We start from the raw sequence: 19,563 nt of genomic DNA on the forward strand, positions 1-19,563 counted from the left end.
GGGCCCCTACAGCTTCATCAGGTTGCTGTCGTCGACCGAAGCCGAGTGCCTGGTACGGAAGATGCTGACGATGATGGCCAGGCCCACGACGACCTCGGCCGCGGCCACCACCATGGTGAAGAAGGCCATGATCTGGCCGTCCAGGTTGCCGTGCAGCCGGGAGAAGGTGACCAGGGCCAGGTTGGACGCGTTGAGCATCAGCTCGACGCACATGAACAGCACGATGGCATTGCGCCGGATCAGCACCCCCGCGGCCCCGATGGTGAACAACAGGGCGGCGAGGTACAGGTAGTTGACGGGATTCACTCCGCCTCCTCGGACGTCGGCTCGTTGTTCGGCACGGTTTCCAGCGCGGCCCGCTGCGACGGCGGCGCGCTCGGGCTCGGCCGCTCGGAGGAGGGCCGGCCCAGCCAGTCGGCGCTGCTGTTCTCCAGCTCGGCCATCCGGCGCAGCATGTCCTGGCTGACGTCGCGGATCTGGCCGCGCTCGCGCAGGGTGCTCATCACCGAGTCCTCGGCGATCGAGCCGTCGGGCAGCAGGCCGGCGATGTCCACCGCGTTGTGCCGGGCGTAGACGCCGGGCGCCGGCAGCGGGGTGACCTGCTTGTTCTCCCTGACCCGCTCGGCGGCCAGCTCGCGCTGGGTCTTCGGCGGCTTCACGTGCTCGCGGTGGGTCAGCACCATGGCGCCGATCGCCGCGGTGATCAGCAGCGCGCCGGTGACCTCGAAGGCCCAGACGTACTTGGTGAAGATCAGCCGGGCCAGGCCCTGCACATTGCCCTCGGCGTTGGCCTCGGCCAGGCCGGTGAAGTGGCTGAGCCTGGCATTGGCGATGCCGGCGATCAGCAGCACCCCGAAGCCGAGCCCGCAGAGCACGGCGGCGATCCGCTGGCCCTTGAGGGTCTCCTTCAGGCTGTCGGCGCTGGAGACGCCGACCAGCATCACCACGAAGAGGAAGAGCATCATGATCGCGCCGGTGTAGACGACGATCTGCACCACACCCAGGAAGACCGCGCCCTGGGCCAGGTAGCAGACGGCCAGCGCCAGCATGGTGGCGGCCAGGCAGAGGGCGCTGTGCACGGCCTTGCGCATGGTCACCATGCCCAGCGCGCCGCCGACGGCGATCACCGCCAGCACCCAGAACTGGACCGCCTCGCCGGTTGAGGTCATGAGGTCACCCCGCGCTCGTGCGTCTGCTGGTCCCGCTCCTGACGGGTCGTTCCGGGCGCGGCCTCGTGGACCTCGCCCCGGTAGTAGGCACCCTCGTCGGTGCCGGGGTACATGGCGTGCGGCGGCGCCACCATGCCCTCGGTGAGGCCGGCCAGCAGCTGCTCCTTGGTGAAGATCAGGTCCTTGCGCGAGGAGTCGGCCAGCTCGTACTCGTTGGTCATGGTGAGCGCCCGGGTCGGGCAAGCCTCGATGCACAGGCCGCAGAGGATGCAGCGGGCGTAGTTGATCTGGTAGACCGCGCCGTACCGCTCACCCGGGGAGTACCGCTCCTCCTCGGTGTTGTCGGCGCCCTCCACGTAGATCGCGTCGGCGGGGCAGGCCCAGGCGCACAGCTCGCAGCCGATGCACTTCTCCAGGCCGTCCGGGTGCCGGTTGAGCTGGTGGCGGCCGTGGAATCGGGGGGCGGTGGGCTTCTTCTGCTCGGGGTACTGCTCGGTCAGCCGCTTCTTGAACATGGCCGTGAAGGTCACGCCGAAGCCTGCGGCCGGTCCCAGCAGCGACGGCTTGTCCTTGTCGGGTTCGGGCATCTCGGTTCAGCTCCCTTCGGACTGGTTGGCGCCGTTGAGCGCGTCCTGCAGTGGTTCGGCCGGCGGCTGCACCTGCGGCACCCGGCTGCGCCGGCGCGGCACGGGCGGCAACTGCTGGCCCGGCAGCGGCGGCACCGGGTAGCCGCCCGCCATCGGGTCGAATTCGGCGGGCGGCTCGAACTTCTGGACCTGCTCCTTGCGGCGCAGGACGTCCCAGACCAGCGAGAGCAGCAGCACCGCGCAGACCGGCGCGCCCACGTAGAGCACCACCGAGCCGAACTGCTGGCCCTGGTTGCGCAGCGCCCGGACGGCGGCCACCATCACCAGCCAGACCAGCGAGACCGGGATCAGCACCTTCCAGCCGAGCTTCATGAACTGGTCGTAGCGGAACCGGGGAAGCGTGCCGCGCAGCCAGATGAAGAAGAACAGCAGCAACTGGATCTTCAGCACGATCCACAGCATCGGCCACCAGCCGTGGTTGGCGCCGGTCCAGAACGCGGTGATCGGCCAGGGGGCCCGCCAGCCGCCCAGGAAGAGGGTGGAGGCGACCGCCGAGACGGTGACCATGTTGACGTACTCGGCGAGCATGAACATCGCGAACTTCAGTGAGCTGTACTCGGTGTTGAAGCCGCCGACCAGCTCGCCCTCGGCCTCCGGAAGGTCGAACGGCGCCCGGTTGGTCTCCCCGACCATCGAGATGATGTAGACGATGAAGGAGACCGGGAGCAGCACCGCGAACCAGGTCGGCTGCTGTGAACTGACGATCTGCGAGGTGGACATCGAGCCGGAGTAGATGAACACCGCGGCGAACGAGAGGCCCATGGCGATCTCGTAGGAGATCATCTGCGCCGACGAGCGCAGGCCGCCGAGCAGCGGGTAGGTGGAGCCGGAGGACCAGCCGGCCAGCACGATGCCGTAGATCCCGATCGAGGCGGTGGCCAGGATGTAGAGCAGCGCCACCGGCAGGTCGGTGAGCTGCATCGGGGTCCGGTGGCCGAAGATCGAGATCTCGTTGTCGGCCGGGCCGAACGGGATCACCGCGAAGGCCATGAAGGCCGGGATCGCGCAGACGATCGGCGCCAGGATGTAGACGGCCTTGTCGGCCTTGGAGACCACCAGGTCTTCCTTGAGCGCCAGCTTCACACCGTCGGCCAGCGACTGCAGCAGCCCCCACGGGCCGTGCCGGTTGGGGCCGATCCGCAGCTGCATCCAGGCGACGACCTTGCGCTCCCAGACGATCGCGATCAGCACCGTGACCAGCAGGAAGGCGAAGCAGAACACCGCCTTCAGCAGGACCAGCCACCACGGGTCGCGGCCGAAGTAGCTCAGCGTCTCGTAGCTGCCCGCGGCGGTCATTGTCCAGGTGGGCATTACTCCCCCTCCCCTGCCGGGGCGATGGTCACCAGGTGGCCGACGGTGGTGCCGAGCGCGCGGTAGGCGCCGGGGTCGGTGGAGTTCAGCGGCAGCCACACCGTGCGGTCCGGCTGCTCGGGATCGATGTCCAGCGGCAGCAGCAGCGAGCCGCTCGGTCCGGTGATCCGCAGTCGCCCCCCACTCGCCCCGATCTCCGCGGCGGTGCTGGGCGACAGCCGGGCGGCCGCGCGGTGCCGGGTGCCGGCCAGGTGCTCGTCGCCCTGCTGCAGGCTGCCGTTGTCCAGCAGCAGCCGCCAACCCGCCAGCACCGCCTGCCCGGTGGCCGGGCGGGGCAGCGGCATCGGGTGGCCGACCGGGGCCGCCGGACGGTCGCCGGTCCACGGGGTGAGCTCGTCCAGCTCGCGGCGGGCCGCCCGGATGTCCGGGAGCCCGAGCCGGTGCCCGATGGCATCCGCCAGCATGTTCAGCACCCGGACGTCCGAGCCCAGTTGACGGACCATCAACTGGTCGGGCTTGAGCGCCGGCTCGAAGAGCCGCACCCGGCCCTCCCAGTCCAGGAAGGTGCCGGCCTTCTCGGCGACGGCCGCCACCGGCAGCACCACGTCCGCCTGTTCGGTGACGGCCGAGGGGCGCAGCTCCAGCGACACCACGAAGCCGACCTGGGCCAGCGCCTCGTCGGCCAGCTGCGGGTCCGCCAGGTCGTCGGGGTCGAGTCCGCCGACCACCAGGGCGTCCAGGTCGCCGGCCACGGCGGCGGCCAGGATCTGCCCGGTGTCGCGGCCGAGGCGGGCCGGCAGCTCGGGCACGCCCCAGACGGCGGCCACCTCGGCGCGGGCCGCCGGCACGGTGACCGGGCGCCCGCCGGGCAGCAGGCCGGGCAGTGCGCCGGCCTCCAGCGCACCGCGCTCCCCGGCCCGGCGCGGGATCCAGGCGAGCCGGGCGCCGCTGGCGTGGGCGAGGCGCAGGGCGGCGGTGAAGGCGCCGGGGATCTGGGCCAGCCGCTCGCCGACCAGGATGACCGCGCCGGGCCGGCGCAGCAGTTCGGCGACCTGCCCGGCCTCGTTCTCCAGGCCGCTCTGCTCGGCCAGCGCGCCCAGCCACTCGGGCTCGGTGCCGGGGGCTGCCGCGAGCAGCGCGCCGCCCAGCTTGGCCAGGCCGCGGGAGCGGTGGTCGGCGATCGCGAAGACCTTGAGACGGCCCGCGCGGGCCGCCTTGCGCAGCCGCAGGAAGACGATCGGCGACTCCTCCTCGGGCTCGAAGCCCGCCAGCAGCACCGCCGGGGCCTGCTCCAGCGCCCGGTAGCTGACGCCGGTGCCGGCTTCCAGGTCCACGCCGGTCCCCGCGACCGCGGCGGCCAGGAAGTCGGCCTCCTCGGCGCTGTGCGGGCGGGCCCGGAAGTCCACGTCGTTGGTGCCGAGCACCACCCGGGCGAACTTGGCGTAGCCGTAGGCGTCCTCGACGGTGACCCGGCCGCCGGTGAGGACACCGGCCCGGGCGCCGCGCAGCCCCTCGGCGGCGGCGGCCAGCGCCTGCGGCCAGGAGGTCGCCACCAGTTCGCCGGTGGCCACGTCGCGGACCAGCGGGCTGGTCAGCCGGTCGCGCTGCTGGGCGTAGCGGAATGCGAACCGGCCCTTGTCGCAGTTCCACTCCTCGTTGACCTCGGGCTCCTCGCCGGCGAGGCGCCGCAGCACCTTGCCGCGCCGGTGGTCGGTGCGCATCGAGCAGCCGGAGGCGCAGTGCTCGCAGACGCTGGGCGAGGAGACCAGGTCGAAGGGGCGGGAGCGGAACCGGTAGGCGGCCGAGGTGAGCGCGCCGACCGGGCAGATCTGGATGGTGTTGCCGGAGAAGTACGACTCGAAGCCGTCGCCCTCGCCGATGCCGACCTGCTCCAGGGCGCCGCGCTCGAGCAGTTCGATGAACGGGTCGCCGGCGATCTGCTGGGAGAACCGGGTGCAGCGGGCGCAGAGCACGCAGCGCTCCCGGTCCAGCAGCACCTGGCTGCTGATCGGGATCGGCTTCTCATAGGTGCGCTTCATCCCGTCGAACCGGGAGTCGGCCTGGCCGTTGGACATCGCCTGGTTCTGCAGCGGGCATTCGCCTCCCTTGTCGCAGACCGGGCAGTCCAGCGGGTGGTTGATCAGCAGCAGCTCCATGACGCCGCGCTGGGCCTTCTCGGCGACCGGGGAGCTGACCTGGGTGTGGACCACCATGCCCTCGGCCACCGGGATGGTGCAGGAGGCGACCGGCTTGCGCTGGCCCTCGATCTCCACGATGCACTGGCGGCAGGCGCCGACCGGTTCGAGCAGCGGGTGGTCGCAGAACCGCGGCACCTGGGTGCCGATCTGCTCGGCGGCCCGGATCACCAAGGTGCCCTTGGGGACCTGGACCTGGACGCCGTCGATGGTGAGCGTGACGAGCTCGACGGCGGTCTTCTCGGGCGTGACGGTCACGCGTGCACCTCCCTCTCGGTGGCGGGCTTGGGGGCGGTGGCGCGGGGGCCGTCGGCCCAGACCGTGCTGGCGGCCGGGTCGAACGGGCAGCGGCGCTCGGTGAGGTGCTGCTCGTACTCGGCGCGGAAGTGCTGCAGCGAGGAGACGATCGGGCTGGCCGCGCCGTCGCCGAGGGCGCAGAAGGACTTGCCGTTGATGTTGTCGGCGATGTCCAGCAGCTTCTCCAGGTCGCCGGCCTGGCCCTGGCCGGCCTCGATCCGGTCCAGCAACTGGACCAGCCAGTAGGTGCCTTCGCGGCAGGGGGTGCACTTGCCGCAGGACTCGTGTGCGTAGAACTCGGTCCACCGGGTGACCGCGCGGACCACGCAGGTGGTCTCGTCGAAGATCTGCAGCGCCTTGGTTCCGAGCATCGAGCCGGCCGCGCCGACGCCCTCGTAGTCGAGCGGCACGTCGAGGTGCTGATCGGTGAACATCGGGGTCGAACTGCCGCCCGGGTCCAGAACTTGAGCCGGTGCCCGGCCCGGATCCCGCCGCTGATGTCGAGCAGCTGGCGCAGCGTCACACCGAGCGGGGCCTCGTACTGGCCGGAGTTGGTGACGTGCCCGGAGAGCGAGTAGAGCGTGAAGCCCGGGGACTTCTCGGTGCCCAGCGAGGTGAACCACTCCTTGCCGCGCGCCAGGATCGACGGCACCGAGGCGATCGACTCGACGTTGTTCACCACGGTCGGGCAGGCGTAGAGGCCCGCGATGGCCGGGAACGGCGGGCGCAGCCGGGGCTGGCCGCGGCGGCCCTCCAGCGAGTCGAGCAGCGCGGTCTCCTCGCCGCAGATGTAGGCGCCGGCCCCGGCGTGCACGGTGATGTCCAGGTCGATGCCGCTGCCCAGGATGTTCTTGCCGAGGTAGCCGGCCTGGTAGGCCTCGGCGACGGCGGCGTGCAGCCGGCGCAGCACCGGGACCACCTCGCCGCGCAGGTAGATGAAGGCGTGGTCGCAGCGGATCGCGTAGGAGGCGATCACCATGCCCTCGATCAGCGCGTGCGGGTTGGCGAAGAGCAGCGGGATGTCCTTGCAGGTCCCGGGCTCGGACTCGTCGGCGTTGACCACCAGGTAGTGCGGCTTGCCGTCGTTCTGCGGGATGAACTGCCACTTCATCCCGGTGGGGAAGCCGGCGCCGCCGCGGCCGCGCAGCCCGGCCTCCTTGACCAGGGCGATCACGGCGTCGGGCTCCATCGCCAGGGCGGCGCGCAGGCCCTGGTAGCCCTCGTGGCGGTGGTAGGTCTCCAGGGTCCACGGCCGGCGGTCGTCCCAGGAGGCGGAGAGCACGGGCGTGAGCAGCTTCTCGGCCGGCTCGGTGGCGGTCATCACGCTTCCGTCCCTTCGTTGCGCGGCGAGACCACTCGGGCGCCGGGGGTACCGGGCAGTTGCTCGCCCTTGGCGAGGCGCAGGCCGGCCAGGCTGGGGGCGCCGCCGGCGCCGGACTCGTCGTTGGCGCCGGACCGCTCGTCGGGGAAGCCGGCCAGCATCCGGGCGGTCTCCTTGAAGCCGCAGAGCCGGGCGCCGCGGGTGGGCCGCACCTCCTCGCCGGCCCGCAGGTCGTCGACCAGCTGCTTGGCGCTGTCCGGGGTCTGGTTGTCGAAGAACTCCCAGTTGACCATCACCACGGGTGCGTAGTCGCAGGCCGCGTTGCACTCGATGTGCTCCAGCGAGATCGCACCGTCCTCGGTGGTCTCGTTGTTGCCGATCCCCAGGTGCTCCTTGAGCTCCGCGAAGATCTGGTCGCCGCCGAGCACCGCGCACAGCGTGTTGGTGCACACCCCCACGTGGTACTCGCCGGCGGGCCGGCGCCGGTACATCGTGTAGAAGGTGGCGACCGCGGTGACCTCGGCCGTGGTGAGCTCCAACTGCTCGGCGCAGAACCGGATTCCGGTGGCGCTGACGAAGCCCTCCTCGGCCTGGACCAGGTGCAGCAGCGGCAGCAGTGCGGACCGCGGCTGCGGATAGCGGGCGATCAGCGCCTCGGCGTCGGCCGCCAGCCGCTGGTGCACCTCGGGCGGATACGGCTTGGCCGGCAGCGCCGGCAGGCCGAGTTCCACATTGCTCACCGGTCCACGCCTCCCATCACCGGGTCGATCCCGGCCACCGCCACGATCACGTCGGCGACCTGGCCGCCCTCGCACATCGCCGCCATCGACTGCAGGTTGGTGAACGACGGGTCGCGGAAGTGCACCCGGTAGGGCCTGGTGCCGCCGTCGCTCACCACATGGACGCCGAGTTCGCCCTTGGGCGACTCGACGGCCGCGTAGGCCTGGCCCACCGGGACCCGGAACCCCTCGGTGACCAGCTTGAAGTGGTGGATCAGGGCCTCCATCGAGGTGCCCATGATCTTCCGGATGTGGTCCAGCGAGTTGCCCATGCCGTCCGGCCCGACCGCGAGTTGGGCCGGCCAGGCGATCTTCTTGTCGGCCACCATCACCGGGCCGGGCGCCAGCCGGTCCAGGCACTGCTCGACGATCCGCAGCGACTGCCGCATCTCCTCCAGGCGGATCAGGAACCGCCCGTAGGAGTCGGCGGTGTCGGCCACCGCGACGTCGAACTCGTAGTCCTGGTAGCCGCAGTACGGATCCGACTTGCGCAGGTCGTGCGGCAGGCCGGTGGCCCGCAGGATCGGGCCGGTGGCGCCGAGGGCCAGGCAGCCGGGCAGGTCGAGGAAGCCGACGTCGACCAGGCGGGCCTTGAACACCGGGTTGCCGGTGGCGAGTTTGTCGTACTCGTGCATCCGGGAGCGCAGCGTCTTGACCGCCTCGCGGATCTGGTCGACCGCGCCGGGCGGCAGGTCCTGGGCCAGGCCGCCGGGGCGCACGTAGGCGTGGTTCATCCGCAGGCCGGTGACCAACTCGAAGACGTCCAGGATGAGTTCGCGGTCCCGGAAGCCGTAGATCATCAGCGTGGTGGAGCCGATCTCCATGCCGCCGGTGGCCAGGCACACCAGGTGCGAGGAGATCCGGTTGAGCTCCATCATCAACACCCGGATGACGGTGGCCCGTTCGGGGATGTCATCGGTGATGCCGAGCAGCTTCTCCACCGCCAGGCAGTAGGCGGCCTCGTTGAAGATCGGGGTCAGGTAGTCCATCCGGGTCACGAAGGTGGTGCCCTGCACCCAGGAGCGGAACTCCATGTTCTTCTCGATCCCGGTGTGCAGGTAGCCGATTCCGCACCGGGCCTCCTTGACCGTCTCCCCGTCAATCTCCAGGATCAGCCGGAGCACCCCGTGGGTGGACGGGTGCTGCGGACCCATGTTGACGATGATGCGTTCGTCGTCCGCCCGGGCGACGGCGTCGACCACCTCGCCCCAGTCGCCGCCGGTGACGGTGAAGACCCGCCCTCGGTGGTCTCGCGCGAACCTGCTTCGTAGCCAGTGCTCATCAGGAGTACGACCTCCGCTGGTCGGGCGCCGGGATCTGGGCGCCCTTGTACTCGACGGGGATGCCGCCGAGCGGGTAGTCCTTGCGCTGCGGGTGCCCCAGCCAGTCGTCCGGCATCATGATCCGGGTGAGCGCCGGGTGGCCGTCGAAGACGATGCCGAAGAAGTCGTAGGCCTCGCGCTCGTGCCAGTCGTTGGTCGGGTAGACGCTCACCACGGACGGGATCCGCGGGTCGGCGTCGGGTGCGGTGACCTCGATCCGGATCAGGCGGGTGTGGGTGATCGAGCGCAGCTGGTAGACGGCGTGCAACTCGCGGCCGTCGTCGGACGGGTAGTGCACCCCGCTCACCCCGAGGCAGAGCTCGAAGCGCAGCGCCGGATCGTCGCGCAGCGTCCGCATGGTCTGCGGCAGGTACTCGCGGGCGATCTGGAAGGTGAGCTCGCCGCGGTCCACCACGGTCTTCTCGATCACCCGACTGACCGTCAGTCCCTGTTCCTCCAGGGCGCCTTCGAGCTCGTCGGCGACCTCGTCGAACCACCCGCCGTACGGCCGCTCGGCCGGCGCGGGCAGCACGATGGCGGCGCTGAGACCGCCGAAGCCGGAGGTGTCGCCGGAGTCACGGGCGCCGAACATGCCCTTGCGCCGGCCGATCACCTCGACGGGGATCTCCTTGCGGGTCTCGGGGACCCGGTCTTCCGGGACGCGCTCTTCGGGGACCTTCTCGTCGCTCATCGCAGCAGCCCCCGCATCTCGCTGGTCGGGACGGCCTGCAGCGCCTGCTCCTCGGCGAGCTCCTGCGCCTTGCGCTTGTTCACGCCCAGCGGCTCGTGCTGGATCTTCTCGTGCAGCTTGATGATCGCGTCCATCAGCATCTCCGGGCGCGGCGGGCACCCCGGCAGGTAGATGTCCACGGGGACGATGTGGTCGACGCCCTGGACGATCGCGTAGTTGTTGAACATGCCACCCGAGGACGCGCAGACGCCCATCGAGATGACCCACTTGGGATTGGCCATCTGGTCGTAGACCTGGCGCAGCACCGGCGCCATCTTCTGACTCACCCGCCCGGCGACGATCATCAGATCGGCCTGCCGGGGCGAACCGCGGAAGACCTCCATGCCGAACCGGGCCAGGTCGTAGCGGCCGGCGCCGGTGGTCATCATCTCGATGGCACAGCAGGCCAGCCCGAAGGTGGCCGGGAAGAGCGAGGCCTTCCTCACCCACCCCGCGGCACTCTCCACCGTGGTGAGCAGAAAGCCGCTCGGCAGCTTCTCCTCGATTCCCATCTACCCATCCCTCTCAGTGGTTTGGCAGGTCGGACCCGCTGCGGGACGTCAGTCCCACTCCAGGCCGCCGCGCCGCCAGACGTAGGCGTAGGCGACGAAGACGGTGGCGATGAAGAGGAGCATCTCGACCAACCCGAAGATCCCCAGGGCGTCGAAGCTGACCGCCCACGGGTAGAGGAAGACGATCTCGATGTCGAAGACGATGAAGAGCATCGCCGTCAGGTAGTACTTGATCGGGAACCGGCCACCGCCCGCGGGCTGCGGGGTCGGCTCGATTCCGCATTCGTAGGCCTCCAACTTGGCCCGGTTGTAGCGCTTCGGGCCGGTGAGCGAGGCCATCACGACGGAGCCGACCGCGAACGCCGCCGCGATGGCACCGAGTACGAGGATCGGCGCGTAGGCATTCATCTGCCGTCGCTCCCTCCGTCCAGTCGTCCTTGACTGCAGATCGGAACCGCCGGGTCACGCTTGGGTGATCCGGTGATCCAGTTCCCGAGATCCACCTCATGTGAGGCAGTTCACAAACCCTGGATCGAGCGCATCCTATGCCCGTTCGCTTGTGATCTGCGACACGCGGTTCGCGACGATCTTTGTGATCTGCACCACCTCGCAGACCGGTAGCCATGGCGACAAGTCGCGAGATATGAACGCAACGAGCGCAGATGATCGCAAACGGTCACATTTCTTAGCCAACTGGCTGGTCAGAGCCGTGTTCCTATATCAACTATGCGGCGATCATGGCAAATTTCGATGGTTAACCTTCGCATGCTAATAGACCCACCCTCCCGAGTGAGCGCGGCGACGGGCGCGCGCTTGACCGTCGGTTCACAAGCGCACGAGGCGGCCCCGGCGAACGCGGCCCGGCGGGCGCGTTCCGTCAGGTCTCCCAGCCCTCGGCTTGTGAAGCCCTTCGCATGGCGACGTGCCACCGCTCCCGATGATCAGTGGCCCTGCCGAAACCGGCAGGAATGAACAACGCGACTGCTGGGCAGGGAGGTTGTGCACATGCCACCGCCCAAGCCGACTCCACCGAAAGGCCTGCCAGATGCCCCGGACCCGCCTCACCGTCGCGGCGGCTGCCGCCACCCTGGTGCTCGCCGCGACCAGTGCCGCCTCCGCCGCGACCGTCACCCCGGACGCCAAGCCGGCCCCCGCGCCGATGGCCGCGGCTGCCGACTGCGGATTCACCAAGGCGGTGCCGGCGGACAACTTCAAGGGCATCCCGGTGTTCGACCAGGCCAAGGCCGCCAAGCCGTACCACGCCACGGTGCACACCAGCCAGGGCAACGTGACCTTCCAGGCCCTGACCGCCGCCGCGCCGTGCACCACCTTCTCGTTCCGGTTCCTCAGCGAGCACCAGTACTACAACGGCTCGCACTGCCACCGGCTCACCACCAAGGGCATCTACGTGCTGCAGTGCGGCGACCCCACCGGCACCGGCTCCGGCGGCCCCGGCTACTCCTTCAACGACGAGAACCTGGCCGGCGCCACCTACCCCGCCGGCACCGTCGCCATGGCCAACGCGGGCCCCAACACCAACGGCAGCCAGTTCTTCTTCGTCTGGCAGGACACCAAGCTCCCGCCGGCCTACACCCCCTTCGGCAAGGTCACCGCCGGCCTCGACGTGCTGCAGAAGATCGCGGCCGCCGGCGAGGACGACCAGAACGGCCCCGGCGACGGCTTCCCGGCCCTCCCGGTAGACATCCACGCGGTGAAGATCGCCAACCGCTAGCGGCCGCCGGCGCTCAGGCGCTCAACTCCGCACCCGCAGCACGCTCTTGCCGTGCGCCTGGCCGCTGCGCAACCGCTCGACGGCGGTGTCCAGCTCCGCGAGGCCGTACTCCGCGGTGATGTCCACGCGGATCCGGCCGTCCGCGAGCAGGGCCAGCGCCCGGCGGGCGGAGTCGGCCAGCCGGGCCGGGTGGGTGCGGCTGCGCAGGTTGCTGTTGTAGGTGAGGAGGGAGTGGTCGGACATCAGCAGCTCGGTGGCGTCAACCCGCTCGGCCGGGGCGCCGCCGAGCTCGCCGTAGGCCACCAGGCGCCCGTGCGGGGCGAGCCGGCGCAGGCCGTCCCGCCGGGTGGCGCCGCCGACCGGGTCGAGGATCACGTCGAACTGCTCGTCGGTTGCGGGGAGTTCCTCGCGCAGCAGCACCCGGTGGCAGCCGAAGGCGGCGGCGTACTCGGCCTTCGCCGCGCTCCCCACCACGCCGACGATCCGCCCCGCGCCGGCCAGCCGGGCGAACTGCGCGGCCAGCGTGCCCACTGCGCCGGCCCCCGAATGGATCAGCACCGACTCCCCCGGGCGAACCGCGCCCACGGTGTTGACCAGGTCGTACGCGGTCGGGGTGCCCCAACCGAAGCCCGCCGCGGTGCGCAGCGGGAGCTCCCCCACGGCCAGGGTGAGCGCCGCCGGGGCGACCACCGTCTCGGCGAAGGCGCCGCCCGCGGTCAGCGCGAGCACCGGTTCGCCCACCCGCGCCGCGGCGACGTCCGGCCCGACGGCCGTGATCCACCCCGAGGCCTCGAAGCCCGGCACGCGCGGGCCCGGCAGCGGGATGCTGCCGTCCCGCGCCATGGCGGTGCTGGTGGAGCAGACCCCGACGGCCGCGCAGAAGCGCCACTGACTCCCCCACGCGGGGACTCGGACGACCCGCGCGGACGAGGTGCAACGGCCACCGCGCGACCAGGATCGCTGACATGACGACTGATCAGCTGCGCGCCACCGTCCCGCCCGCGGCACCGCGCTGGGCGGTGCGGGCCGCCCATGCGACCGCGCTGCTCACCGTGCCCTCGGGGGTGTGGCGGCTGCTCCTGGCCATCGGCCACCCGGCCGGGTACACCGCCGCCGGGTACCACGCGCTGATCCCTGACGGCTGGGCGGCGAGCTACGTGATCGTCCTGAGCGTGGGCAGCGAGCTGCTCGCCCTGCTCACCCTCGGCCTGGTCCGCCCGTGGGGCGAGGTGCTGCCCCGCTGGCTCCCGCGGTTCGGCGGTCGCGCCGTCCACCCGCGCACCGCCACCGTCACCGCCGCCCTCGGCGCCCTGGCCCTCACCGCCGTCTGGACCCCGTTCGCCTTCTGGTGGCTCGTCCCGCACCACGACATGACCCCGCTCGGCCACACCCTGGTCGGCTTCGTCTACCTCCCGCTGGCCTTCTGGGGCCCCCTGGTCGGCCTGCTCACCCTCGCCTACCACCGCCGCCGGGCAGCCGTGGCCTAGCGGCGGGTGAACGTCAGGTGGGTGACGCCGCTCGGGGTGGTCACGGACTCGCTGGTGAACCGCTCCTCCAGCGCCTCCTGCCCGTCCCAGAGGCGTTCGCCGCGGCCCAGCACGATCGGGACGACGACCACGTGCAGGTGGTCGACCAGGTCGGCGGCCAGGAAGTCGCGCACCGTGCTCGGCCCGCCGCCGATCCGCACGTCCAGATCGCCGGCGGCCTCGCGGGCCTGGCGCAGCGCCTCCGGCGGGGTGGCGTCGATGAAGTGGAAGGTGGTGCCGCCGGCCATCTCGAGCGACGGGCGCGGGTGGTGGGTGAGGACGAACACCGGGGTGTGGAACGGCGGCTCCTCGCCCCACCAGCCCCGCCACTCGTGATCCTCCCAAGGCCCCCGCTGGGGGCCGAACTTGTTGCGCCCCATGATCTCCGCACCGATGCCCGGCCCCCAGGCGGCGGCCATCGCCTCGTCAACCCCGGTGCTGCCACCGGACTTGCCCTGCATCCCGTGGAACGTCCTGGTCCCGAAGAACCACTCATGGAGCCGCGTCCCGGCATGCCCGAACGGCGCCTCCAAGCTCTGGCCCTCGCCGGTGGCGAAGCCGTCGAGTGAGACGGAGAAGTTGTGGACCCGCACCAGCGACATGGCCCCACCGTACTGCCGCCTGGCGCGTTACTCCCCCACCTGCTGCGGGAACATCGCCGTGTCGACCAGTTCCGGGTCCAGGCCGGCGCGGGATCCGGTGTCGAGGGCGTCGATGGCGGCCATCTCGTCGGTCGTGAGCGAGAAGTCGAAGATGGCGGCGTTCTCCGCGATCCGGCTCTCGCGCACGGACTTGGGGATCGGGGAGAGGCCGTGCTGGAGGTGCCAGCGCAGGATCACCTGGGCCGGGGTGCGGGAGTGGCGGGCGGCCAGGTCGAGGATGGCGGGGGTGCGCAGCGGGCTGTCGATGTGGTCGGGGTCGGACGGCCAGTAGACCTTGACGCCGCCGAGCGGGGACCAGGACTGCGTGATGATGCCGTGGGCGGCGTTGGCGGCGCGCAACTCCCGCTGGTTGAAGTGCGGGTGCAGCTCGACCTGGTTGACGGCGGGCACCAGCCCGGTGCGGTCGATGAGCTCGCGCAGGTGGGCCGGGTTGTGGTTGCACACCCCGATCGCGCGGGCCCGGCCCTCGGCGAGCAGTTTGCCGACGGAGCGCCAGGCGGCGACTGTGGCGTCGAAGTCGCCGGGGACCGGCCAGTGCAGCAGGTAGAGGTCCACGTGGTCCAGGCCGAGCTTGCGCAGGCTGAGGTCGAAGGCGCGCAGCGCGGCGTCCTGGCCGTAGTCGCCGATCCACAGCTTGGTGGTCACGAACACCTCGTCGCGGTCGACGCCGGAGCGGCGGATGCCCTCGCCGACCTGGCGTTCGTTGCCGTAGGCGGCGGCGGTGTCGACCAGCCGGTAGCCGGCCGCGACCGCCGAGGAGACCGCGCGCACGGTCTCCTCGGGCGAGCTCTGGTAGACGCCCAGGCCCAGGGCGGGCATCCGGACGCCGTTGTGGAGGGTGAGGTACGGACTCGTCGCAGCCATGCCTGGATGCTGCCCCGGCGGACCGGTCGGCGCGGCGGGCGCACGCAGGGCGATCGACGGGTCGTCACATGGCCGCGCCGACTGCATCGAGTGCGTCTTATCCAAATGGATTGACCAAATGGATAAGAGCTGGCTAGTGTTCAACTCGCCAACCACACCAAGGGGGAGCGCACCATGAACGGCACCGCCATCCGCGCCGAGCTGACCATCGACGGCCGCCGGCTGTCCTACCTCGACTTCGGCGGCACCGGCCGCCCGCTGGTCGCCCTGCACGGCCACCTGTCGGAGGGCGCGGTCTTCACCCATCTCGCCCAGGCCGTCGGCCCCGAGTGGCGGGTCATCGCCCCCGACCAGCGCGGCCAGGGCGAATCCGACCGCGCCGACGACTACTCCCGCGACGGCTACCTCGGCGACCTGCTGGCCCTGCTCGACCACCTGGGCCTGGACCGCGTCGTGCTGCTCGGCCACTCCCTCGGGGCATCAACACCTACCAGTTCGCCGCCCGCCACCCCGAGCGGGTCGCCGCGATCGTCGACATCGAGGGCCCGGCCGCGCTCGGACTGGACGGCAGGAACCCTCCCCCAGCCTTCGGCCGGGGGTGCCCCCATGGCTTCCTGCTCAGCCTGCCCTACGACGCGCCGACCCGCGACGAGCTGGTGGCCGGCCTCGGCCCGGCCGCGCCGTACTTCGCCGACCGGCTGCGGCAGAACGCCGACGGCAGCTGGCGACTGCCCTTCCACCCGCAGGAGATGTACCAGTCGGAGGAGCTGGTGCACGGCGACCACTGGGCGGACTGGACGGCGAGCAGCTGCCCGGCGCTGCTGGTCCACGCCACCGAGGGCGTCGGCGCGCTGCCGGCCGGGCTGGTCGGCGAGATGGTCGGGCGCCGCCCCGGCACCACGGCGGTCCAGCTGGACTCCGACCACATGATCCCCACCACCGCGCCGGACGCCCTCGCGGCCGCCGTGCGCGAGTTCCTCGCCGCGCTCACCCAGTAGGTTCGGTGCCATGACCGTTCCCGTGCTGCTGCTCCGCCCCGCCACCCGCGCCGACCTGCCGGCCGTGCCGGCCCTGCTCGCCGACGAGGAGCGGGTGGTGGATCCGGCGACGATCCGGGTCGGGGCGGAGTACGAACGCGCCTTCGCGGCGATCGAGGCCGACCCGCGCAACGAGCTGCTGGTGCTGGTCAAGGCAAGTGACGGGCCCGACGGCGGCACGGTGCTGGGCTGCCTGCAGGCCACCTACATCCCCGGACTCGGAAAGGGCGGCGCGGAACGGGCGTTGATCGAGGCGGTGCGGATCCGCGCGGACCGGCGCGGGGGCGGGCTCGGCCGGACGCTGATGGAGCAGGCCCTCGCCCGGGCCCGGGCCCGCGCCCGCGGCTGCGCGCTGGTCCAACTGACCAGCGACAAGCGGCGCGAGGACGCGCACCGGTTCTACGAGCGGCTGGGCTTCGCCCGCAGCCATGGGGGCACCCCCGGCCGAAGGCTGGGGGAGGGTTCAAGCTCGCGCTCTGACGTCCGTTCACCACTGATGGGCCGTTCACACTGGTGGGCCGTTCACCACTGGTGGGCCGTGAAGTCGACCGGCTGCGGCCGCAGTCGGGCCACGTGGGCGGTCAACGCACGCAGCTGCTCGGCCATCTCCTCGGGCGGCAGCTGCCGGCGGTCGCCGTGCCCCGGGAGCACCCACTCGAAGTGCAGCAGCGGCGCGGTGCGGGCCAGCGAGGCGGCCAGGGCCTCGATGGAGTACCAGGTGACGTGCTCGGCGACGGACAGGGCGCCCTTGGTGCGCGACCAGTAGAGGCTGTCGCCGCTGAAGCAGTACCGCTGGTCGGCGACGAACAGGACGCTGCCCTCGGTGTGCCCGGGCAGCGGGTGGGCGATCACGCCGTCGGCGATCTCGGTGGGGTCGGTGCCGCGCAGCACCCGGTCGGCGTCGGGCGCGGCGGCCAGGTCGCCCTCGTGGATCCACAGCCGGGCGCCGAACCGGTCGGCGTACCGGCGGCCGTGCGCGACATGGTCCCGGTGGGTCAGCAGTACGTCGGTCACCGGCCCCGACTTCTCGTAGCGGGCCGCGAGTTGCTCGGACCAGCGGGGCGTGTCGACCATCATCAGGGTGCCGCCAGGGCGCCGCAGCAGATAGGAGTTGGCGGCGGCGGTGTGCGGCGAGTTGTGGCCGCAGAGCAGCACGTTCTCGTCGAGCGCCAGCGGGAACGGGTCCGCCGCCTGGTCGAGCGGGCGGTGCGGGTGCCGGATCGAGCGGGTGTGGCAGGCGAACGCGGCGGCGTTCACCTGGGCCGCCTCGGCGGCGTCGAGCGGCTGGCGCAGCATCTCGGACCGTCCGTCGACCTCCCCGATCAGGCCGGGCGCGAGCTGCCGCGCCACATCGCAGTTGGTGCAACGGTCGTCCACGTACCAGTCGTCGTCCATGGTGGCGCCCCCAGGAATGGTGTGATCGGTCGGCCGAGCGGCCGCCCCTCCAGGGTTGCTCGCTTCGGGGGCAAAGCGGAAGGGGGCACCGGTCTTGTTGTTCACCGCCGGTGTTGCTCTGCTGGGCTTTTGCCGGGACTTCTGCCGGAGCTTCTGTCACCGGATCGGGTGATGGATGACGCGGCGCGGTAAGGGCCCGGCGTTCTCCCGCTCATCTCCAGCAGGCCGCACCCGGCGGCCGCCCGGTGCCGCGACCGAAGGAGATCCGCCCATGACCGTCGTCCCGCTCGACCCCGCTTCCCCCGCTTCGCACGCGGTGGGCCTCGACTTCGACCAGACGCTGGTCGCCCACGACGACGGCTGGCAGGACGGCCGCATCTACGGCGACCCGATCCCCGGCGCCATCGAGGCGCTGCACACGCTCGCCGCCGTCCGCTCGGTGTTCGTCGTCACGGCCCGGCACCCCCGCTTCCACCCGGCGGTCGCGGCCTGGCTGACCCGCCACTCCGGGCTGGACGCGATCGTGGACGACTCCCCCGACCGCGCCTACTGGCTGGAGCGCGACCGGCTGCTGGTGACCAACAAGAAGCTCGGCGCGGCCTGTTACGTCGACGACCGCGCCATCCGCTTCATGGGCGACTGGACCGCCACCCTCGCCCAGGCCAAGCACGCGATCGGCTTGGGAGAGGGGACGGCGCCGTTCACCAGGGTGTGTTGACGCCCCAGCAGGCGTCAGGCGTTCGGGGCCACCCGGGAGAGGCCGTTGATGATGCGGTCCATCGCGTCGCCGCCCTGCGGGTCGGTGAGGTTGGCGAGCAGCTTCAGGGTGAAGCGCATCAGCATCGGGTGGGTGAGGCCGCGCTGGGTGGCGAGCTTCATCACCTTGGGGTTGCTGATCAGCTTCACGAAGGCGCGGCCCAGCGAGTAGTAACCGCCGTAGACGTCCTTCAGCACCACCGGGTAGCCCTGCAACGCCCGCTCCCGGCCGCCCGCGGTGACCCGGGCCTGGGCCTGGATGATGGTGCGGGCGGCGATCTGGCCGGACTCCATGGCGTAGGCGATGCCCTCGCCGTTGAAGGGGTTGACCATGCCGCCCGCGTCGCCGACCAGCAGCAGGCCGCGGGTGTAGTGCGGCTGGCGGTTGAAGGCCATCGGGAGGGCGGCACCGCGGATCGGGTCGGTCATGTTCTCGGGGTGTAGCCCCACTCCTCGGGCATGTTGGCGACCCAGCGCTTCAGCACCTCGCGCCAGTCCAGCTCACCGAAGGCCGGGGAGGAGTCCAGGATGCCGAGGCCGACGTTGGAGGTGCCGTCGCCCATGCCGAAGATCCAGCCGTAGCCGGGCAGCAGCTTGCGCTCGCCGCCGCGCTCGTCCCACAGCTCCAGCCAGGACTCCAGGTAGTCGTCCTCGGAGCGCGGCGACTTGAAGTAGGTGCGGTAGGCCACGCCCATCGGACGGTCCTCGCGCCGGTGCAGGCCCATGGCGATGGAGAGCCGGGTGGAGTTGCCGTCGGCGGCGACCACCAGCGGCGCCCGGAAGGTCACTTCGCGCTTCTCGGGACCGAGCTTGGCCGTCACACCGATGATCCGACCGGTGCGGTCCTCGATCACCGGGCCGGAGACGTTGCAGCGCTCGTACAGCTTGGCGCCGGCCTTCTCGGCCTGACGGACCAGCAGTTCGTCGAAGTCGGCGCGCTTGCGCACCAGGCCGTAGTCCGGGAACGAGGAGAGCTCCGGCCAGTCCAGCTCCAGCTTGACGCCGCCGGCGATGATCCGCAGGCCGCGGTTGTGCAGCCAGCCGTTCTCGGTGGAGACGTCGATGCCCATGTCCACCAGCTGCTTGGTGGCCCGCGGGGTCAGGCCGTCGCCGCAGACCTTCTCGCGCGGGAACTCCGTCTTCTCCAGCAGCAGCACGTCCAGCCCGCTCTGGGCCAGGTAGTACGCGGTGGCGGATCCGGCCGGGCCGGCGCCGACCACGATGACGTCAGCACTGCTCTCGACGGCGTTCTCGGTCACCTGCGCACACTCCTGAGCACTACAGCGCTGCTTTCAGCGCTACTCGGCA

At 71.3% G+C, this 19,563-nt stretch carries 17 protein-coding genes and 4 pseudogenes; 5 read left to right on the top strand and 16 right to left on the bottom strand.

The genetic code is table 11. From position 1 onward, the window contains the following. Window positions 1–6: 6 nt before the first annotated feature. The 11 genes and pseudogenes from nuoK to E6W39_RS18105 all read right to left on the bottom strand — a co-directional run bounded on the left by nuoK (window position 7) and on the right by E6W39_RS18105 (window position 10,691). Complete coding sequence (nuoK, locus tag E6W39_RS18055; RefSeq protein ID WP_101381844.1) at window positions 7–306, bottom strand: NADH-quinone oxidoreductase subunit NuoK; 300 nt, start codon at window positions 304–306, stop codon at window positions 7–9. Then, window positions 303–1,169 carry an NADH-quinone oxidoreductase subunit J gene (locus tag E6W39_RS18060; protein WP_141634392.1) on the bottom strand — a complete coding sequence of 289 codons (867 nt, stop codon included), beginning with the start codon at window positions 1,167–1,169 and terminating at the stop codon, window positions 303–305. The genes nuoK and E6W39_RS18060 overlap by 4 nt, the downstream gene beginning before the upstream one ends. Further along, complete coding sequence (nuoI, locus tag E6W39_RS18065; RefSeq protein WP_141634393.1) at window positions 1,166–1,756, bottom strand: NADH-quinone oxidoreductase subunit NuoI; 591 nt, start codon at window positions 1,754–1,756, stop codon at window positions 1,166–1,168. The genes E6W39_RS18060 and nuoI overlap by 4 nt, the downstream gene beginning before the upstream one ends. Window positions 1,757–1,762: 6 nt before the next feature. Further along, the gene (gene nuoH, locus E6W39_RS18070) at window positions 1,763–3,127 is read right to left on the bottom strand and encodes an NADH-quinone oxidoreductase subunit NuoH (RefSeq protein ID WP_141634394.1); all 1,365 of its coding nucleotides are present in this window, start codon (window positions 3,125–3,127) and stop codon (window positions 1,763–1,765) included. Beyond that, window positions 3,127–5,580, bottom strand: a complete 2,454-nt coding sequence (locus E6W39_RS18075) for an NADH-quinone oxidoreductase subunit G (protein ID WP_141634395.1) — start codon at window positions 5,578–5,580, stop codon at window positions 3,127–3,129. The genes nuoH and E6W39_RS18075 overlap by 1 nt, the downstream gene beginning before the upstream one ends. Continuing rightward, a pseudogene (gene nuoF / locus E6W39_RS18080) lies at window positions 5,577–6,940 on the bottom strand (NADH-quinone oxidoreductase subunit NuoF). The gene E6W39_RS18075 and the pseudogene nuoF overlap by 4 nt, the downstream one beginning before the upstream one ends. After that, window positions 6,940–7,659, bottom strand: a complete 720-nt coding sequence (nuoE, locus tag E6W39_RS18085) for an NADH-quinone oxidoreductase subunit NuoE (RefSeq protein WP_141637812.1) — start codon at window positions 7,657–7,659, stop codon at window positions 6,940–6,942. The pseudogene nuoF and the gene nuoE overlap by 1 nt, the downstream one beginning before the upstream one ends. 17 nt (window positions 7,660–7,676) lie before the next feature. Further along, window positions 7,677–9,001 (bottom strand): annotated as a pseudogene (locus tag E6W39_RS18090) (NADH-quinone oxidoreductase subunit D). Continuing rightward, complete coding sequence (locus tag E6W39_RS18095; protein WP_141634397.1) at window positions 9,001–9,732, bottom strand: NADH-quinone oxidoreductase subunit C; 732 nt, start codon at window positions 9,730–9,732, stop codon at window positions 9,001–9,003. Before E6W39_RS18095 ends, E6W39_RS18090 begins: the two are co-directional and overlap by 1 nt. After that, window positions 9,729–10,283 carry a NuoB/complex I 20 kDa subunit family protein gene (locus E6W39_RS18100; protein ID WP_141634398.1) on the bottom strand — a complete coding sequence of 185 codons (555 nt, stop codon included), beginning with the start codon at window positions 10,281–10,283 and terminating at the stop codon, window positions 9,729–9,731. The genes E6W39_RS18095 and E6W39_RS18100 overlap by 4 nt, the downstream gene beginning before the upstream one ends. 48 nt (window positions 10,284–10,331) lie before the next feature. Then, window positions 10,332–10,691 (bottom strand): NADH-quinone oxidoreductase subunit A, encoded by a 360-nt coding sequence (locus E6W39_RS18105; protein WP_101381835.1) that lies wholly within the window; start codon window positions 10,689–10,691, stop codon window positions 10,332–10,334. Window positions 10,692–11,328: 637 nt separating this feature from the next. On the opposite strand from E6W39_RS18105, the gene E6W39_RS18110 reads away from it, so the two are divergent. Next, entirely contained in the window at window positions 11,329–12,015 is a 687-nt protein-coding gene (locus E6W39_RS18110) for a peptidylprolyl isomerase (RefSeq protein ID WP_141634399.1), read from the top strand. A gap of 21 nt (window positions 12,016–12,036) precedes the next feature. On the opposite strand, the gene E6W39_RS18115 is transcribed toward E6W39_RS18110, so the two are convergent. Then, window positions 12,037–13,023, bottom strand: a complete 987-nt coding sequence (locus E6W39_RS18115) for a quinone oxidoreductase family protein (RefSeq protein ID WP_228718205.1) — start codon at window positions 13,021–13,023, stop codon at window positions 12,037–12,039. Here E6W39_RS18115 and E6W39_RS18120 point away from each other — a divergent pair. After that, window positions 12,981–13,502 (top strand): hypothetical protein, encoded by a 522-nt coding sequence (locus tag E6W39_RS18120; RefSeq protein WP_141634401.1) that lies wholly within the window; start codon window positions 12,981–12,983, stop codon window positions 13,500–13,502. The genes E6W39_RS18115 and E6W39_RS18120 overlap by 43 nt on opposite strands. On the opposite strand, the gene E6W39_RS18125 is transcribed toward E6W39_RS18120, so the two are convergent. Both E6W39_RS18125 and E6W39_RS18130 read right to left on the bottom strand, forming a co-directional pair. Next, complete coding sequence (locus E6W39_RS18125; protein WP_141634402.1) at window positions 13,499–14,143, bottom strand: dihydrofolate reductase family protein; 645 nt, start codon at window positions 14,141–14,143, stop codon at window positions 13,499–13,501. The genes E6W39_RS18120 and E6W39_RS18125 overlap by 4 nt on opposite strands. A 27-nt stretch (window positions 14,144–14,170) precedes the next feature. Continuing rightward, the gene (locus E6W39_RS18130) at window positions 14,171–15,154 is read right to left on the bottom strand and encodes an aldo/keto reductase (protein ID WP_323809051.1); all 984 of its coding nucleotides are present in this window, start codon (window positions 15,152–15,154) and stop codon (window positions 14,171–14,173) included. Between the two features lie 87 nt (window positions 15,155–15,241). On the opposite strand from E6W39_RS18130, the gene E6W39_RS44185 reads away from it, so the two are divergent. Next, window positions 15,242–15,997, top strand: coding sequence for an alpha/beta fold hydrolase (locus tag E6W39_RS44185; RefSeq protein WP_407658396.1), 756 nt, complete (start codon window positions 15,242–15,244; stop codon window positions 15,995–15,997). Between the two features lie 78 nt (window positions 15,998–16,075). Continuing rightward, window positions 16,076–16,540: pseudogene (locus E6W39_RS18140) on the top strand (N-acetyltransferase family protein); the annotation flags it as partial. Between the two features lie 86 nt (window positions 16,541–16,626). Here the strand turns inward: E6W39_RS18140 and E6W39_RS18145 are convergent. Then, a complete protein-coding gene (locus E6W39_RS18145; protein WP_141634404.1) occupies window positions 16,627–17,499 on the bottom strand; it encodes an MBL fold metallo-hydrolase in 873 nt (290 codons plus the stop codon). 271 nt (window positions 17,500–17,770) lie between these two features. On the opposite strand from E6W39_RS18145, the gene E6W39_RS18150 reads away from it, so the two are divergent. Next, window positions 17,771–18,217, top strand: a complete 447-nt coding sequence (locus E6W39_RS18150) for an HAD family hydrolase (RefSeq protein WP_141634405.1) — start codon at window positions 17,771–17,773, stop codon at window positions 18,215–18,217. Window positions 18,218–18,231: 14 nt separating this feature from the next. On the opposite strand, the pseudogene E6W39_RS18155 reads toward E6W39_RS18150, so the two are convergent. Further along, window positions 18,232–19,514 (bottom strand): annotated as a pseudogene (locus E6W39_RS18155) (geranylgeranyl reductase family protein). Window positions 19,515–19,563: the final 49 nt, after the last annotated feature.

The organism is Kitasatospora acidiphila (assembly GCF_006636205.1).
GTDB classification, from domain to species: Bacteria; Actinomycetota; Actinomycetes; order Streptomycetales; family Streptomycetaceae; genus Kitasatospora; species Kitasatospora acidiphila.

What these genes read in the sequence shown, in the direction of transcription:
- E6W39_RS18125 (WP_141634402.1), bottom strand. Translation starts at nt 14,143, where the DNA reads ATGTCGCTGGTGCGGGTCCACAACTTCTCCGTCTCACTCGACGGCTTC.
- nuoI (WP_141634393.1), bottom strand. Translation starts at nt 1,756, where the DNA reads ATGCCCGAACCCGACAAGGACAAGCCGTCGCTGCTGGGACCGGCCGCA.
- E6W39_RS18130 (WP_323809051.1), bottom strand. Translation starts at nt 15,154, where the DNA reads ATGCAGTCGGCGCGGCCATGTGACGACCCGTCGATCGCCCTGCGTGCG.
- E6W39_RS18150 (WP_141634405.1), top strand. Translation starts at nt 17,771, where the DNA reads ATGACCGTCGTCCCGCTCGACCCCGCTTCCCCCGCTTCGCACGCGGTG.
- E6W39_RS18105 (WP_101381835.1), bottom strand. Translation starts at nt 10,691, where the DNA reads ATGAATGCCTACGCGCCGATCCTCGTACTCGGTGCCATCGCGGCGGCG.
- E6W39_RS18100 (WP_141634398.1), bottom strand. Translation starts at nt 10,283, where the DNA reads ATGGGAATCGAGGAGAAGCTGCCGAGCGGCTTTCTGCTCACCACGGTG.
- E6W39_RS18110 (WP_141634399.1), top strand. Translation starts at nt 11,329, where the DNA reads ATGCCCCGGACCCGCCTCACCGTCGCGGCGGCTGCCGCCACCCTGGTG.
- E6W39_RS18060 (WP_141634392.1), bottom strand. Translation starts at nt 1,169, where the DNA reads ATGACCTCAACCGGCGAGGCGGTCCAGTTCTGGGTGCTGGCGGTGATC.
- nuoH (WP_141634394.1), bottom strand. Translation starts at nt 3,127, where the DNA reads ATGCCCACCTGGACAATGACCGCCGCGGGCAGCTACGAGACGCTGAGC.
- E6W39_RS18095 (WP_141634397.1), bottom strand. Translation starts at nt 9,732, where the DNA reads ATGAGCGACGAGAAGGTCCCCGAAGAGCGCGTCCCGGAAGACCGGGTC.
- E6W39_RS44185 (WP_407658396.1), top strand. Translation starts at nt 15,242, where the DNA reads ATGAACGGCACCGCCATCCGCGCCGAGCTGACCATCGACGGCCGCCGG.
- E6W39_RS18120 (WP_141634401.1), top strand. Translation starts at nt 12,981, where the DNA reads ATGACGACTGATCAGCTGCGCGCCACCGTCCCGCCCGCGGCACCGCGC.
- E6W39_RS18145 (WP_141634404.1), bottom strand. Translation starts at nt 17,499, where the DNA reads ATGGACGACGACTGGTACGTGGACGACCGTTGCACCAACTGCGATGTG.